A 16,027-nucleotide genomic window follows, 5' to 3' on the forward strand; every position below is an offset into this window, starting at 1 on the left:
TGCTGGATGAATACTTCGCGGATTTCCTGGAGTCTTCCGGCGGCGCCGATCTCGTCCAGGTGGTCCACGGCCCCTACATCGATATATCCGTCCATTCCCCGGACCGCGCCGTCCGGGAAGCCTCCGCGCTCCGCATATCCGCGTCCATCGAATGGGCGAAACGGCTCGGCGCCGAGTTCCTCATCCTGCACAGCAACCACCTGCCGATGCTCAACGAGCCCGCCTACGACCGGCAGTGGCGCAGCGGCTGGCTGTCCTTCCTGCGCGACCAGGACCTCGGGAACGTCACCGTGCTCCTGGAGAACATGTGGGACCGCACCCCCGAGCTCAGCCTCGCCCTCGTCGAGGACTTCGACTCCCCCCGACTGCGGCTCTGCTTCGACGTCGCGCACTGGAACGTCCACGGCACGGTGCCGCTGGAGGACTGGCTGCGCCTGGCCGGGGCGGCCACCGCCTACGTCCAGTACGGCGACAACCACGGTGACCAGGACTCCGACCTGGCACTGGGCTCCGGCACGGTGGACTGGACCGAGCTCGACCGCTGCCTGCGCCGGTACGCCCCGCACGCGGACGTGATGGTCGGCGTCGGCATCGACCACGACAACGAACGGCTGGAACCCTCGGTGGACTTCCTGCGCACCCGCGGCATCCACCCCTTCCCGCCCGCGGGAGGCGCCCGGTGACGGCCGCGCCGCCCGATGCGCCCGGCGCCGACGCCGCGTGGTGCCTGCAGCCCCGTACGCCCCGGGGAAGGTCTGCGGTCGAACGGGCCGAGGGCTGCCTCGCGGCCGTGGCCGCCGACGCCGAGCGCCACGACCGCGAGGCCAGCTACGTCACCGAGGCGCACCGCGCCCTCGCCGCCGCCGGGCTGATGGGCGCCACCGTGCCCCCGGCCCACGGCGGCCTGGGGGTGAGCAGCCTCCTCGACACCGCCGCCTGCCTCGAACGGATCGCCTCCGCCGACGCCTCGGCGGCCCTGGTGCTGCACATGCAGCTCTCCCGCGGCCTGGGCCTGGCCGCCGGCCCCTCGGACCCCGGGTCCGAGGGGCTGCTGCGTGCCATGGCCGACGGCTCGGCCTTCGTGGCGGGCGCGGCGACCGAGGCGGGCGCGGGCTACTTCACCGTGCGCACCTCGGCCGACCCCGGCGCCGACGGGACGGCCACCGTGAGCGGCCGGAAGATCATGGTCTCGGGCGCCCCCGCTGCCACCCACTTCGCGGTCCGGCTCCGCGTCCGCACCCCCGACGGCGACCGCCTCGGCAGCGCGATCGTGCCACGCTCGGCGGCGACGACGGTGGCCGACGACTGGGACGGCCTCGGGATGCGGGGCTCGGCGAGCGGGACCGTGCACTTCCACGACGCCGAGGCCCTGCCCTGGAGCCTCGCGGTCCGCGGGCCCTGGGGCACCTACGACCCGCGCGCCCTCGGCGGCCGGATGCTCAGCTCCGGCGCCATGCTGGGGATCTACCTGGGACTGGCGACCGCCGCGCACCGCACCCTGCTCGCCGCGCTCCGGCGCGCGGGCGCCGACCGCCCGGGGGCCTGGCTCGATGCGGCCGCGCTGCGCTCCGAGCGGGAACTCGCGGGCACCCGCGCCCTGGTGGAGCTCTTCCTCGGCCGGCTCGACGACCACGACCCCGCGGACGGCCGGGGCACCCTGGCCCTCGCCCGGGAGTGGCAGCTGTGTCGGCTGCGCTCGCACGACACCGCGCTCGCCCTCTCCGACCTCGCCCTGTCGGCCGCCGGGGCGTCCGCCTACCGGTGGGGGCACCCGGCCGCCCGGATCCTGCGGGACGCGCGGGCCGGGCAGTACATGCAGCCGTACGGCCCTTCCCAGGCGGCCGAGTTCATCCGCGCCTCGGGCGAGGGCACCGACCCGGGACTCATGGCATGACGACACCGCCCCCTCCCCTCCCCCGCCCCGCAGCCGGCCCCGCCCCCGCCGAACCGGCCGTGGACGAGCAGCGACTGGTCTCGCTGGCCCGGCGACTCGTCCGCACCCGCAGCGACAACCCGCTCACCACCGAACAGGCCGTGGTACGCCTCCTGGCGGACGTGCTCGCGGATTCGGCGGACGAGCTCACGATCGTCGAGGACGTGCCTGCGCGCCCCAATCTGCTGGCGCGGTACGGCCCGTGCGACGGATCGCGGCCCACCCTCCTGCTCACCGCCGCGACCGACACCGTCCCGGCCGTCCCGGAGGACTGGCGTCGGCCGCCCTTCGAAGGGGTGGTGGCCGACGGCGAGCTGTGGGGACGCGGCTCGACGGACATGAAGGGCGGCATCGCCGCCGCGGTCGAGGCCGCCCTCGCCCACCACGCGGCGGGACGCCCCGGCCCGCGCGACCTCCTGCTGGTGTTCACCGCCGACGGCGAGCGCGGCGGCCGGGCAGGCTGGCAGGCGCTGGCCGACACCCTGCGGCTGCCACCCCTGGAGGGCGCGGTGGTGCTCGCCCCGACCGGGCTGGTCCCGCACCGCATGGAACGCGGTGTGGCCTGGCTGGGCGTCGACCTGGACGGGCGCGAGGCCCCGGCCTCACGCGCGCAGGACGGCGTCTCCGCGGTGCTGGCGGCCTGCCGGCTCGCCGAGCGGCTGCCGGCGGCCGCGGCGGCCCGGTTCGCCGGGAACCCGGCGGGCGGTCCGGTCACCGCGACGCTGGGCCGGATCACCGGGGGCACCCGGGTGAACGCCGTCCCGGGGAGCTGCCGCACGGAATGGGACCTGCGGCTGCCTCCGGGCGGCCCCGAGGCGACCGAGGAGGCCGTCCGCGCCCTGCTCGCGGACTGCCTCGCCGAGGAGGACGTCACCTGGCGCAGCGAGCTGCTGATGACGGCCGACGCCTCCGAGAGCCCGGTGACGCCGCTGTGGGACCGGCTGGTCGCCGCCTGCGGCGACGCCGGCTCCCCGGCCCACCCGGACCCCGTCTATCCCGGACCGACCGACGCCCGCACCCTGCGCCGCCGGTTCGCCGTCCCCGCCTACGTCTGCGGCCCCGGGGAGCAGCGCCTCGCCCACGGGGTCGACGAACGCGTTCCGGTCTCCGAGCTGCGGGCCGCCGCCGAGCTGTGCCTGAGCCTGCTGCGGGAGTGAACCGAACGGTCCGCGACGCCCCTGCCAGGCCCACCCCGTACGACCCACCCGCCCCGCCGACCGCGGGGCAGCGAAGGAGTGATCCAGCGATGAACACCCCCCAGACCCGCACCGAGCCCACCGCCGCGACCGTCACCAGGCACCTCGTCCTGGGCGACATCTCGCGGCAGTACCAGGTCCTCGGAGGGAACACGCCCACCCTGGTGGTCGAGCTCGCCCCCGAACCGGGCGGCACCCTCCTGGCCACCGCGCACCTGCGCCCCGAGGACACGGTCGCCACGAGCGTCCTGGTCCTGGACGGTGACGGCGGCCGGCCGGTGCAGGCCCCGGCCGACCCCGCCGCCCCGGTGTGGGCGGGCCTCGGCCCCGGTCCGGCCCTCACCGCCCTCGGCCGGGACGACCTCGCCGCCCTGGCCCCGCTGATGCTGCTCCGCACCCACGGGTCCGGCGCGGAGCGGCTCACCGAGGTCATGATGTGCTCCCGGGTGCGGTCCGTGGGCGTGCTCTTCGTCCGGGTGGCGCGGTTCCCGCACGCCGCCGTGACCGATCCGTCCGACCTGGTCCGCGAGGCCCTCGGGTACTCCTCGCGGCTGGCGGACTCGGTCGTCTTCGAGGGCAGCGCCTTCACCGTCCTCGAACCCGAGATCGAGATCGAGCAGAAGGTCAACCTCCTCGACGAGGTCAGCATCTGGACGCTGGCCCAGGCCATGTGCGAGGCCGCCGAGCAGGGCCGGTACCCCGGCTTCTTCCTCGACCCCGGCTACGAACTGACCCGCTGGCAGTACGGCCAGGAGACCTTCGAGGTGCTCGCCCCCCGCGAGCACGCCGGCTACTTCGGCTTCACGAAGATGCCCGACGGCAGGTACCTGATGAAGATCAAGACCTTCGAGCAGGACGCCCTCCGGCGCGGGGAGAAGTTCCGGCTGAACCTCGACATCCCGGGCGACGACCTCGACGCCTTCCTGGCCCGCGAGTACCCCGAGCTCTCCTTCCACCGCCTGCCCCCGTTGGTCAGGGCGCGCTTCGACGTCAACCTGGAGTCGGCCGCCACCGGGCACCTCTTCAGCATCGAGATCGACGACGTCACGGTGGCCGGCGGGCACAAGCTGCGCCAGGCCGAGGTCGAGTACCTGAAGACCCGCGTGCACGAGGGCATCGACCACGCCCTGCTCGACACCGAGCTGGAGCGGCTCACCGGGTTCGTCGAGGAACACCTGAAGGACCTCGGTGTCCGGGCCGAGCGCAGCCTGCTGTCCAAGCTGACGTTCCTGCGGGAGTGCGAACGGCGCGGCGCCGGCGCGGACTCCTGACCGGTCCCAGGACTGAGACCCGCGCCGGTGTGCGGCGCGGGTCTCCGGGGTGCGGGTACGGGGCGCGGGGCGGGCGCGGGGTTCAGCCGCGGTGCCGGGCGCTCGGGCGACGGCGCATCCGCACCAGGAACCAGCGGGCGATGACCAGCACCGCCACCACCACGACGCCCTTCGACACCCAGCCGCCGTACTCCTCCACCAGGTGCCAGTTGTCGCCCAGCCAGTAGCCGAGCAGCACGAACACGGTGTTCCAGATCAGGCTGCCGGCGGCGGTCATGGCGGTGAAGGCCAGCAGCGGCATGCGCTGGATCCCGGCCGGTACGGAGATGAGGCTGCGCACCACCGGCACCATGCGGGCGATGAAGACGGCCTTGCGGCCGTGCCGCTGGAACCACGCGTCCGCCTTGTCGATCTCGTGCGCACTGATGAGCGGGATGCGGGCCGCGAGGGCGCGGGTCCGCTCCAGGCCCAGGAGGGCGCCCGCGGCGTACACGATCCAGGAGCCGACGATGGAGCCGATCGTGGTCCAGACGATGACGGCCGGCAGACTCAGCTTGCCCTGCCCGGCCGCGAACCCGGCGACGGGGAGGATGATCTCGCTGGGAATGAACGGCAGAACGGTGTCGACCAGGTTGGTCAGGCCGGCGCCCATGGCGCCGAGGGTGGTCATGACGTCGACGGCCCATCCGGCGATGCCGCCTGCGGGCTCGGCGGAAGCGGTGGCGAGCGACGCGGAAGCCAACGTTGCGATCATGCCGTTCACGCTAGAGCGCGGGAGCGGGGCGCCACCATGAGGTCAACCGCCCGGTCCTGCTGCGGTTTTCCGTAACCATGACCAAAGCCCGGTCGGTGACGTGACGCCCGGCCGGTGACCGTCGCCCGCGCGCGCGGGTCGCGCGCCTGAGATTCTCATGCCCGCCGACGTGACGTACGCACCCGGCCCACGGGAGCCAGGCACTGTTCCCGCGGGCGCCGCGAGCACAGTGTCGAGGTACCACGACAGCGACGTAACGGGGCGGCCTCGATGCAGCGGATTCACTTCACCGGTACCGATCTGACACGCGTCCGGCTCCAGAGCAGCCTGGGGCCCCTGATGGAGGGCGTGTTCGCGCTGCGGCTGCTGACCCGGCCCTGGCGCGACGACGCGAGCGTGCGCTGGTGCGTCGCCGTCCGCAACGCCCTGCGGGCCGGCACCCGGGCGGCGCTGCCGGTGCCGCTCACCCGGGGCGCCGAGAACCTGCCGCTGCGGCTGCTCGAACGCGCCGGGCGCGAGGAGACGGCGCAGCGGACGCCCGGTTCCCGCGCGGAGGGCACCCGGCTGGCGCTGGACGTGTGGCGCGCCGGGGTGTCCCCGTACTGGGCGCGGATCCTCGAACGGCTGGAGGCGGTGTGCGAGGCGCACGGCAGGGTCGCGGCCGGCGGCGGGGTGGAGCAGCTGCTGTCGACGCTGCACCCGCGGATCTCCTGGAAGGCGCCGGTCCTGGAGGTGGACGACGGGCCGGACGTGGACCTCGCCCTCGACGGGCGCGGCCTGGTCCTCAAGCCGTCGGTGTTCCTGCCCGGGGAGGCCGGCCGGCTGGTGGCCCACGAGCGGGACAGCGGCCAGGCCGTGCTGGTCTTCGCCGCCGCGCCGGGCCTCGTCTCCGGGTGGGACGACGCCCCGGCCCCGGACGGCCACGCCGGTGACGACGGCGAGTGCCAGGCGCTGAGCGCGCTCGTCGGGCAGACCAGGGCGGCCGCCCTGCGCCTGCTGACCGACACCTCCACCAACTCCCAGCTCGCCGCCCGGCTGGGGGTGTCGCCGGGGGTCGCGAGCCGGCACGCCACCGTGCTGCGGGAGACCGGGCTGATCAGCACCCGGCGGGTGGGGAGCAGCGCCCTGCACACGGTGACCCCGCTGGGCATGGCCCTGCTCGGCGGGCAGTCGCGCAAGGTCCTGCCGTTCACGGCCCCCGGCGGCCCGAACGGCGGCCCGGTCCGGGCCCCGTACGAGGGCCCGGCCGGCGTCCGCTCGGCCTGAGCCGGGCCGCCGGTCGGCCCGGCTCGCGCCGTCCGTCGACCCTCCGGTCGGCCGGCCGGTATGACGTCTTCACACGCCGGAAGTGACCGCAGCACTGTCCCCGCCATTTCCCCGTTTCGCAGAATCTTGGCGCGGGCCCCGCAACAGCGTGGGCCTCGCAACTGATCGAGAGCAACGACCTAGGAGTTCCGGCAGCAATGAGCACCTTCCTGACCTTCGGCACCGTCACCGGCGACTCCGCCTTCGGCACCGCCTCCACCCCCGGCCTGGTGATCGAGGACGTCGACACCGTCGCGCCGCAGAGCGTGGCCCTGTTCACCGTCTGCGTCATGTCGGCCCAGCCGGCCCCCGCCTCGACCACCGGGGGCCAGCCCGGCGCATGACCGACACACGGGGGAAGAGACTGCAGCTGGTGACCAGCGACACGGACCGGGTGGGCTTCAAGAGCCACCTGCGGCCCGAGACCGTGCCCGGGCAGGCGGTGTACCTGGTCTCCCAACGCGGGCTGACCACACTGCGCGGAGATCACGCCGAGGTGCTGGCGCCGCTGCTGGACGGCAGCCGCAGCACGGCCGCCGTACTGCGGGAGGCGGCACCGGCGCTCGCCGCCGAGGAGACCCTCGGCTCCCTGCGGGCGCTGGCCTCCGCGGGCCTGCTCCGGGTGCGACCCGCGTGCGCGGACGAGGCCGGCGACGGCGGGGCGGACGGGAACCGGGCGGAGCACCGGACCGGGACGGATACCGAAGGCCCGGCGGAGCACCGCGCGCGGTCCGGCCCGCCGCCCGTCGCCGACGCCGCCAACGCCGGCCCCGCCGCCGAGGCGTTCTGGGACCTGCTGGGGCTCGACGGCGGCCGGGTACCGGCCTCGCTCGCCCGCGCCCGGGTGCGGGTCCTCGCACTGACCGGCACCGACACGGACCCCGCCGAGGCCCGCGCGGCCCTGAGCGGCGCCGGGCTGAACCCGGCGGCGGACGGGGACGCGCCCGCGGACGGGGACGCGCCGGCGGACCTGTCCGTGGTGCTGTGCGACGACTACCTCTCCCCCCGCCTCACGGACGTGGACGCCGCGCACCGCCGGGACGGCACGGCCTGGCTGCCGGTCCGGCTGGGCTGGTCGAACCCGTGGTTCGGGCCGGTGTTCCGCCCGGGCGAGGGCCCCTGCTGGCACTGCCTGGCGTCCCGGCTGCGCGGCCACCGCCACTCGGAGGAGCTGCTCCGGTACTCGCTCGGCCGGCCCGACCCGGTGCCGCTGCCGCCCGCGAGCCTGCCCGTGGTCCGCATGCTCGCCCTGCACCTGGCGGCGCTGGAGGCCGCGAAGTGGCTCGGCGGGCTGCGCGGCCCGGAGCACTCCTCCGTCCGCACCCTGGACACCGCGACGCTGGCCACCACCGCCCATCCGGTCTCCCGGATCCCGCAGTGCCCGTCCTGCGGGGACCGGGGCCTGGCGGCGCGGCGGGTCCGGGCGCCCTTCCGTCCGGTGTCGCGCCCCAAGGCCGCCGGAACGGGCACCGGGCACCGCGCCCTGACGCCCCGGCAGATGCTGGAGCGCCACGGCCACCTGGTGGACCCGGTCACCGGGATCGTCAAGGAGATCCGGCGCGCTCCCGGCAGCCCGGACTTCCTCCAGGCGTTCCTGTCCGGGCCCAACCTCGCCATGCCCGGCCGCTCGCTCGCGGGCCTGCGGGCCGGGCTGCGCAGCCTGAGCGGCGGCAAGGGCCTGACCGAGACCGAGGCCCGGGTGAGCGCCCTGTGCGAGGCCGTGGAGCGCCACAGCGGCACCCGGCACGGCGACGAGCCGGTGGTCCGCGACTCGCTGCGCGGGCTCGGGCCGGCGGCCCTGCACCCCAACGCCGTCCAGCTGTACGGCGAGGAGCAGTTCCGGGAGCGGGACCGGTGGAACGCGCGCGGTTCGCGCTTCCAGTACGTGCCCGTGCCGTTCGACCCGGCCCGGCCCACCGAGTGGACGCAGGTCTGGTCGGTGACCGGGCGCACCCACCGGCTGCTGCCGACGTCGATGCTGTACTTCGGCGCGGAGGCCGCGCCCGACGGCCTGTGGGCGGACTCCAACGGCAACGCGGCCGGCAGCACCCCCGAGGACGCGCTCGTCCAGGGGTTCCTGGAGCTGGTGGAGCGGGACGCCGTCGCCCTGTGGTGGTACAACCGCACCCGGCAGCCCGGGGTGGACCTGGCCGCCTTCGACGACGACCACCTGCCGGAACTGCTGGACGGCTACCGCGGGTTGAACCGGTCGGTCCACGTGCTCGACCTCACCTCGGACTTCGGGATCCCGGTCATGGCGGCCCTGTCGCGCCGCACCGACAAGCCCGTCGAGGACGTCGTCTTCGGGTTCGGCGCCCACTTCGACCCGCGGCTGGCGCTGCGCCGCGCGCTGACCGAGATGGGACAGCTCCTCCCGGCCGTCGGCGCGGTGACGGCGGAGGGCACCGGGTACCGGATCGACGACCCGGACGCGCTCGACTGGTGGCGCACCGCGACGCTCGCGGGCAAGCGCTACCTGACGCCCGATCCGGCGGTGGCGCCCCGCCGCCCCGGGGACTGGGCGTACGCGCCGACCGGGGACCTCCTGGACGACGTCACCGCGATCACCGGCCTGGTCCGGGACCGCGGCCTGGAGCTCCTGGTGCTCGACCAGACGAGGGAGGACCTCGGGATCCCGGTGGTGAAGGTGATCGTGCCGGGGATGCGGCAGTTCTGGGCGAGGTTCGCGCCGGGCCGGCTCTTCGACGTGCCGGTGGCCCTGGGGCGGCGGAACGAGCCCCTTCGACGGGAACAACTCAACCCCGTACCGCTGTTCGTCTAGCAGAGCAGGACGGGTGCGCCCGGACGCGTGCACCTGCGGCCCCTGCCGGTCGGGTCTCCCGGAGCCCTCGACCGGCCAGGGGTCGCGTTCGCGTGCCGGGGTGCCCGTCCCGGGGTCATCGACGACCGCGCGCCGGGCAGGTCATCGGATGTGTTGATTAGTCAACTTTCATCCGTACGCCAAGATATGATCGACGGACGTGCTCGCAGGGGGATGTGAGCAGAGAAGGCCGCGGAGACAATGCAAGTTCCCGATGAGCTCAGCCACGACGACAGCAGTCGACCGGATGGTAGCGGAGGGCAGGGAACGGAGAGAGGCCAACGCACACCGCCCGCCCCGCGTTTCGCCCTCCTCATCCTGACGTCTGCGCTCCTGAGTTACCTCGGCATCACGGCCCTCAACATCGCGGGCACCGAGCTGGCCCCCGTCAACATGGCGGTCTGCCTGCTCTTCCTGGTCGCCATCTTCTGCCTCCAGTTGAAGCACTCCCGGCCGGGGGCCGAACAGGCGCCCGCCGCGCAGAAGTGGACGACCCTCGGCATCCAGGCACTGCTCACCTACCTGCCGATGCCGGTCTTCAACGCCCAGTGGGGCGCCATGGCGGGGTTCCTGGCCGGATCGCTGCTGCTGCTCCTGCCGCCCCGGGCCGGCTGGCCGCTGTACGGCGTGGTCGGACTCAGCATGCTGGTGCCTCCGGCGATCGACGAACGCCCGCTGCTCGACAGCATCTACCTCTCGCAGTCGACCCTGCTGACCGGCCTCGTCGTCTACGGGCTGTCCCGGCTCGCCGCCCTGGTACGGCAGTTGCACGAGACGCAGAACGAACTGGCCCGGCTGGCGGTGATCCAGGAGCGGCTGCGCATCTCGCGCAACCTGCACGACCTGCTCGGCTACAGCCTGTCCGCCATCACCCTGAAGAGCGAGCTGATCCACCGGCTCGTCCTGGCCCAGCCGCAGCGCGCCAAGGCGGAGGTCGAGGACGTCCTGACGCTGTCCCGGCAGTCCCTGGCCGACGTCCGCCGGGTCTCGCGCGGTCTGCGCGAGATGTCCCTGGAGAGCGAACTCTCCTCGGTCGTCGCCCTGCTGGAAGCCACCGACGTGGAGCTGACCACCAGCGTGCGGCTCGGCGAGCTCGGCCCGCAGGTCAACACGGTGCTCGCGGCCGTCCTGCGCGAGGCGATCACCAACCTGCTGCGCCACTCACGGGCCGGCCGCTGTTCCATCGAGGCCGTCCAGAACGGCGGCCGGGTACGGCTCGTGGTGACCAACGACGGGGTGGACCCGGACTACCGGGACACCTCGCAGCACAGCGGCGCAGGCCTGGAGAACCTCCGGATGCGACTGCACTCCGTCTCCGGCCGGCTGACCATCGCCCACGGGTGCGACGGAACGTTCCGGGTCGTCGCGGAGGCCCCGGTCTCCGCCGTCCCCGGGCAGCGGGAGGCCGCGGAGGACACCGAGCCCTGGGAGACCGGGGAGCCGTCCGCACTGCCGCACAGCGGCCCGGCCGCCTGACCGCCCGCCACCCGAGCCCGCTCCGGACCCCCCACGTCCGGATCCTCCCGCCCCCACCCCAGGCCCGCGCGGCCGCAGAGGAGTGTTGTGTCATGGAGATCCGCATCCTGCTGGCCGAGGACATGCACATGGTGCGCGGCGCGCTCGTCGCGCTGCTGGACCTGGAGGACGACCTCACCGTCGTGTCCGAGGTCGCCCGCGGCGACGAGATCGTGCAGGCGGCCCTGGAGCACCGGCCCGACGTGGCCGTCGTCGACATCGACCTGCCCGGCGTCGACGGGCTGACGGCAGCCGCCCGCCTGCGGGAGCGGCTGCCCGAGTGCCGCACCCTGATCCTGACCAACCTGGGACGCCCCGGCACCCTGCGACGGGCCCTGATGGCCCAGGTCTCCGGCTACCTGCTCAAGGACGCGCCGCCCGGTGAACTGGCCAGCGCGATACGCCGGGTGGCGGCCGGGCAGCGGGTGATCGACCCGCAGCTCGCACTGGACACCTGGAACAGCGAGGAGACCCCGCTGACCGAACGGGAGACCGAGGTCCTCCAGCTCGCCTCCGAGGGCCACGACCCGGTCGAGATCGCCAAACTGCTGCGGCTCTCCGCGGGCACCGTGCGCAACTACCTGACGACGATCGTCTCCAAGCTCAACGCGCGCAACCGGGTCGACGCGATCCGCGCCGCCCGCGAGGCGGGCTGGCTGCTGTAGGACCCGACCGTCCGTCACCGGGGCGGGCCCGTAAGGGCGTCGTCCCGGGGCGGACGGACCGGGTCGGCCGGAACGGCCATCCCGGCCGCCCGCAGGTACCCGATGACGCCCCGGGTGACACCCGGCGGCAACGGGAGCGCGGCCACCGCGTCCTCCAGCAGGCACGGCCGGGCCAGCATGCCGATGACCCAGAACGCCTCGGGACGGTGCACCACCACCCGGTACGGGCTGGTCGGCGTCTCCAGCACCACGCCCTCGGTCCGGACCACCAGGGACGCGCCGAGCACCAGCCGCAGGCGCCGCACCGGAAGTCCGACCAGGGTGAAGGCCGCCTTGGGGCTCAACGGGTACACCGACAGCAGCGGGCCCACCAGGTCGTCCATCGCGAGGGTGCGCACCACCAGGTGGGCGACCTGCCGCAGGGCCGGCAGCAGGATCCGGTCCGGCGGCACGCCCCCGCCGGTGCCGGGCGGGTGTTCCACGTTGCTCAGGCGCACCGGCCCCAGCTGCATCCGGCGCAGGGCCTCGCGCACCAGGCCGTAGCCGTCCACCCGGAGCCGTTGGACACCCCACCGACCGCTGAGGACGGTCTCCGTCTCGCCGTCGCCCGGGACGACGGCGACGTCCTCGTCCAGCGACCAGAGGTGCACCACCTGATGCTCACTCGTGTCGCTCACTGGGGCCTTCCCGGCCGAAACTGATGTCGCCGCCAGTATGGCGCGGCCGGTCCCGCGCAGACACCTCCGGGGTCACGGCGTCCGCGTGAAGATTTCACATCCGCCCGCACGGAGCGGGCAGTTCAGGGGCCGGCGGCCGGCTGCGGCGGTCGTGGGGGCCGCCGCAGCCGGAGGCCGACCGCGGCGGTCGTGGGGGAACCGACGCGGCGGGCGGCCGGCCGCTGCGCCCGAGGCCTTCGCCGTCGTCGGGGGGCGACGGCGAAGGCCTCGGCGATCAGGGGCCCGGCGGTCAGGGCGCGAGGGGAAGGACCGGCTCCGGCTGCGGCAGCGGCTGCGGCACCGGCACCGGCTGCGGCGCGGCGCTGGTGATCCGCCGGGTGATCTTCCGCCGGCCGGGCGCGGCCGGCACGGCCTTGTGCAGCACCGAGGTGTTGTCCCAGACCAGGACGTCGCCGACCGCCCAGCGGTGCCGGTACACGTTCGCCGGCCGGGTCACCGTGCCGTAGAGCAGCCCGAGCAGACGCCGGCCGTCGGCCGGCGAGCGGCCCGGGACGTCCCGCAGCCAGTGCTCGTTGAGGACGAGGACCTCCCGCCCCGTGGCGTGGTGCGTCGCCACCAGGGGCCGGACGAAGTCGGTCAGTTCGGCGAGCTTGCGCCGCCGTTCCTCCTCGGACAGCACCACGGTGCGCATCGCCGTCGCCCGCCGCATGTCCTGCTCGGCGATCTGCCGGCACGGGAAGCCGCCGTTCAGGCCGGACACCTCCGCCCGGAGCTCCTCGGGCAGGTCCGCGTACCCGGCACGCAGGTCCGCGAAGAGCGTCTCGCCCTCCTCCTGCGGGGCCTCGTCGCAGGTCAGCAGGGTGACCAGGGAGCGCGTCGGCGCGAAGGACCCGTCGGCGTGCCAGTACTGCCCGCCCGCGTTGGCACCCAGCCCGCGGACGTTCGTCTGGAGACGCACCTCGGGGTGACCGGGCGCCCGGTGCTCGGCGGGGAAGACCGTCTCGGGCTCGCCGAACCAGCGCGCCAGCCCGCTGAACTCCGCCGGGTCGCGCGGGAACCCGGTCAGGTGCAGCACGCCGTACTCCCACAGCAGGGTGCGCAGCATCCGCGGGCTGTGGGAGCCGGGCTCGAAGCCGTCGATCCGCAGCCCGAGGCCGAAGTCCGTCAGTTCCGTCGTCCTCATGACCGCTCCAGCGGGGGCACCCGGATCAGGGTCGTGTGGTAGCCGCGCGGGTACGGCTCGTCGACCGGTTCGCCGTCGACCTCCACCCAGGCGTGCGCCAGGAAGGGGACCACCCGCACGCCCGAGCACCAGGTGGGCCAGTGGCCGTGCAGCCGGCAGAGCAGGGCGGTGGCCAGGGAGCGCTGGACGCAGCCCTCGCCGGCGCAGCTGACGCTCACCGCGACGACCGCGGACCGGGCGCGGCTCGCCTCCCGGACGGTGGACGGCCGGGCGCCCCGGCGCAGGAACTCCAGGACCGTGCGGATCCGGGCCGGCGGCTGGTGCATCAGGGCCCGGGCCACCACCGTCGCCAGCCACGGCAGCACGCGCCGGTGCGCGGCCAGCCGGGGGCGGTCGGTGATGGCGACGGGCGAACTCACGGCGTCACCAGCCCGGCCGCGCGCAGCTTGGCGAGGAGGCCGGCGGCGTCCTGCGCGGCCTGCTCGGGCGCCACCCGGGCACCGCCGGCCGCGTCGACGGCCGCCTCCCGGGCGTCGCGCCCGGCGAGCAGGCCCTGGAGGACGCGCGCGCCCGAGCCGTTGAGCCGCCAGTAGCGGCCCGACCGCTCGTCGAGCAGCACCGCGCCGTCGTCGGTCTCGGCGATCGACACACCGTCAGCGAGGTTGAGGGACACGGTCGTCCTTCCCGTGGTTCGAATCGGTCGGTTCGGTTGCGGGGGCGTCGGCCGGCGCCAGGTTCCACCGGGCCCGGGCGCGCAGCCAGTTCTCGACGGCCATGGTGGAGTCGAGGGCGCCCCAGGGCAGGCCGGGCGGGTAGGCGGACAGCGCCATGTGGCGCAGCGTCGCGGCGTCGACCAGGCCGAGCCCGGCCAGCAGCGGCTGCTCGAACAGTTCGGCGAGCTGGCCGCGGTGGCGCTGCTGGCCGCGGAAGAAGTCGTCGGAGAACTCGCCCTTGGTCGCCCGGTTGAGCGACCCCTCGGGCATCGTGCCGCGCATCGCCTCGACCATGAGCGGCTTGTACGTCCACGGGGAGCTGCGCTCCTCCGGGCGGACCGCCAGACAGGCCTCCATCACCCGGTCGTCCAGGTAGGGGGCCTGGAGGACGGCGCCCTCGGCGCCGGTGACGAACTCCGCGAGGCGCACCGCCGCGCCGAGCTGGCGGGCCAGGTCGATGGTGGTGTGCGCGGAGCGGGTCGGGGCGTAGGACCGCGCCCCGTCGGCACGTCGGCGCATCTCGGCGATCAGGCCGGACGCGGCGTCGGCGGTGACCCACGGCGGCAGGCGCAGCGGGTACTCCCAGCCGAACAGCGGCGCGTTGGCCGGCGGGAAGGGCTTGGTCAGGTCCTCGGCCTCGGCGGCCAGCCAGACGCCGTACGGGCGCCGGTCGGCCAGGGCCCGGACGGTGGCGGACGCGGACCAGCGGCGCATGGCGCGCATGCCCGCGAGGTGTTCGCGGGCCAGGCCGGGGCGGCGGCGCGTCAGGTCGTGCAGGTAGCTGGGCTTGACCGCCAGCACTTCGTCGCCGCCGTGTCCGGTGAGGTGCACGCGGGCGCCGACGGCGGCCAGCCGGCGGGCGGTCTCCTTGAGCCTGGCGACCGGGCGGATCCAGCGGGTGGGCTCGTCCAGGCCGGTGATCGGGCTCGCCACGTCCTCGAACATGTCGGGCAGTTCGCCGGGCCGGAAGACGGTGTGCGTGATGTGGTCGCCGTCGAGCAGGTCCTGCGCCTTGGCGGCCCAGATGTGGTCGTCGTGGGTGGGGTCCGCCACCCCGATGCGCACGGTGACGAGGCCGCCGGAGGCGCGGCCGGTGGCTTCGGCGGCGAGGAAGCTGAGGGGGGTGGAGTCGAGGCCGCCCGACAGGTCGGATCCGACCACGGCGCCGTCCCGGACGCGGACCGCGACCGCCTCGGCGAGGGCCTGGCGCAGGGCGGGCGCGCCCTGCGTGCGGTCCAGGTCCTGCGGCGGCGGCTGCCACCACGGCCGGACCGTGGAGCGGCCGTTCGCGGCGATCAGCAGGCAGCTGTCGGCGGGCACGAGGTCGACACCGGTCCACAGCGGTTCGGTGAGCGACGACGGGGTCATGGCCAGCAGCCGCGCGGTGAGGCGGACCGGGTCCAGCGGGGCGTCGGCCAGGGCGGCGAGCAGGTCGGCGCGGTCGGACGCGAGGGCGCAGCCGTCGACGGTGGCGGTGAAGACGCGGCGCACCCCCGTGGCGGTGCCCTGGACGCGGATCTCGCCGTCGATGCTCGCGACCAGGTGGGCGCTGCCGGCGAGGGAGCGGGCGAGCGCGTCGAGGTCGGCCGGGTGCCGTACGCGCTTGGCCCAGCCCTCCAGCTGATCGGCGGTCAGCGCGTGGGTGCCGGTCACCAGCAGCGCGGTGGTGCCGTGCCGGGCGTGGACGGCCGAGGCGACACCGGTGCTCCCGTCCGGGGCCTGTCCGACCACCCAGGGACGCCCCGAGGCATGGTTCAGGGTGAATCCGACGTGGCCGCCCAGTCGCCGGGCCACCGGGAGCGCGGACGCGCAGTCGGGCAGGACGACGAACCAGGGACCAGGGGGATCCGGGTTCTCTTGCATGGTTCCTCCGCGATTCCGGGAGCAGCGGCGGGGGGGGGGGGGGGGGGGGGCCCCCCCCCCCCCCCCCCCCCCGCCCCCGCCAAAAAAAAAAGACAAAACAACCACCGAGGATGGGTGGTTTGGAGGTTGTT

Annotated in this window: 15 protein-coding genes; 9 read left to right on the forward strand and 6 right to left on the reverse strand. The window is 74.8% G+C overall.

Translation table 11 applies throughout. The annotated features are described in order from the left end of the window. From ACIRST_RS41530 to ACIRST_RS41545, 4 genes are all read left to right on the forward strand, one after another. A partial coding sequence (locus tag ACIRST_RS41530) for a sugar phosphate isomerase/epimerase family protein (RefSeq protein WP_402809811.1) occupies positions 1 to 683 on the forward strand: 683 nt, incomplete at its 5' end. After that, complete coding sequence (locus tag ACIRST_RS41535; protein ID WP_402809813.1) at positions 680 to 1,894, forward strand: acyl-CoA dehydrogenase family protein; 1,215 nt, start codon at positions 680 to 682, stop codon at positions 1,892 to 1,894. The genes ACIRST_RS41530 and ACIRST_RS41535, both read left to right, overlap by 4 nt. Next, on the forward strand, positions 1,891 to 3,090 hold the full coding sequence (locus ACIRST_RS41540; RefSeq protein WP_402809815.1) for a M20 family metallopeptidase: 1,200 nt from the start codon (positions 1,891 to 1,893) through the stop codon (positions 3,088 to 3,090). The genes ACIRST_RS41535 and ACIRST_RS41540 overlap by 4 nt, the downstream gene beginning before the upstream one ends. Before the next feature lie 89 nt (positions 3,091 to 3,179). Then, entirely contained in the window at positions 3,180 to 4,400 is a 1,221-nt protein-coding gene (locus ACIRST_RS41545; RefSeq protein WP_402809816.1) for a hypothetical protein, read from the forward strand. An 82-nt stretch (positions 4,401 to 4,482) separates the two neighbouring features. Here ACIRST_RS41545 and ACIRST_RS41550 read toward each other — a convergent pair whose 3' ends face one another. After that, positions 4,483 to 5,154 (reverse strand): DedA family protein, encoded by a 672-nt coding sequence (locus tag ACIRST_RS41550; RefSeq protein ID WP_350519243.1) that lies wholly within the window; start codon positions 5,152 to 5,154, stop codon positions 4,483 to 4,485. Positions 5,155 to 5,424: 270 nt separating this feature from the next. On the opposite strand from ACIRST_RS41550, the gene ACIRST_RS41555 reads away from it, so the two are divergent. The 5 genes from ACIRST_RS41555 to ACIRST_RS41575 all read left to right on the forward strand — a co-directional run bounded on the left by ACIRST_RS41555 (position 5,425) and on the right by ACIRST_RS41575 (position 11,460). Then, positions 5,425 to 6,420, forward strand: coding sequence for a winged helix-turn-helix domain-containing protein (locus ACIRST_RS41555; RefSeq protein ID WP_350519244.1), 996 nt, complete (start codon positions 5,425 to 5,427; stop codon positions 6,418 to 6,420). 197 nt (positions 6,421 to 6,617) lie between these two features. Beyond that, a complete protein-coding gene (locus ACIRST_RS41560; protein ID WP_350519245.1) occupies positions 6,618 to 6,803 on the forward strand; it encodes a hypothetical protein in 186 nt (61 codons plus the stop codon). Positions 6,804 to 6,832: 29 nt separating this feature from the next. Continuing rightward, positions 6,833 to 9,241, forward strand: coding sequence for a TOMM precursor leader peptide-binding protein (locus tag ACIRST_RS41565; protein ID WP_402809821.1), 2,409 nt, complete (start codon positions 6,833 to 6,835; stop codon positions 9,239 to 9,241). 240 nt (positions 9,242 to 9,481) lie between these two features. Then, entirely contained in the window at positions 9,482 to 10,756 is a 1,275-nt protein-coding gene (locus ACIRST_RS41570; protein ID WP_350519247.1) for a histidine kinase, read from the forward strand. Between the two features lie 92 nt (positions 10,757 to 10,848). Continuing rightward, on the forward strand, positions 10,849 to 11,460 hold the full coding sequence (locus ACIRST_RS41575) for a response regulator transcription factor (RefSeq protein ID WP_350519248.1): 612 nt from the start codon (positions 10,849 to 10,851) through the stop codon (positions 11,458 to 11,460). 14 nt (positions 11,461 to 11,474) lie between these two features. Here the strand turns inward: ACIRST_RS41575 and ACIRST_RS41580 are convergent, their stop codons facing one another. The 5 genes from ACIRST_RS41580 to ACIRST_RS41600 form a co-directional block, all read right to left on the reverse strand. After that, on the reverse strand, positions 11,475 to 12,137 hold the full coding sequence (locus tag ACIRST_RS41580) for an NADH oxidase (protein WP_350519249.1): 663 nt from the start codon (positions 12,135 to 12,137) through the stop codon (positions 11,475 to 11,477). A 289-nt stretch (positions 12,138 to 12,426) separates the two neighbouring features. Next, a complete protein-coding gene (locus ACIRST_RS41585; protein WP_402809825.1) occupies positions 12,427 to 13,320 on the reverse strand; it encodes a TauD/TfdA dioxygenase family protein in 894 nt (297 codons plus the stop codon). Continuing rightward, positions 13,317 to 13,739, reverse strand: coding sequence for a lasso peptide biosynthesis B2 protein (locus ACIRST_RS41590; protein WP_350519251.1), 423 nt, complete (start codon positions 13,737 to 13,739; stop codon positions 13,317 to 13,319). The genes ACIRST_RS41585 and ACIRST_RS41590 overlap by 4 nt, the downstream gene beginning before the upstream one ends. Next, complete coding sequence (locus ACIRST_RS41595; protein WP_350519252.1) at positions 13,736 to 13,993, reverse strand: lasso peptide biosynthesis PqqD family chaperone; 258 nt, start codon at positions 13,991 to 13,993, stop codon at positions 13,736 to 13,738. Before ACIRST_RS41595 ends, ACIRST_RS41590 begins: the two co-directional genes overlap by 4 nt. Beyond that, the gene (locus tag ACIRST_RS41600; RefSeq protein WP_402809829.1) at positions 13,974 to 15,896 is read right to left on the reverse strand and encodes an asparagine synthase-related protein; all 1,923 of its coding nucleotides are present in this window, start codon (positions 15,894 to 15,896) and stop codon (positions 13,974 to 13,976) included. The genes ACIRST_RS41595 and ACIRST_RS41600 overlap by 20 nt, the downstream gene beginning before the upstream one ends. Positions 15,897 to 16,027 lie beyond the last annotated feature (131 nt).

Source organism: Kitasatospora sp. NPDC101447 (genome assembly GCF_044767225.1).
GTDB lineage: Bacteria > Actinomycetota > Actinomycetes > Streptomycetales > Streptomycetaceae > Kitasatospora.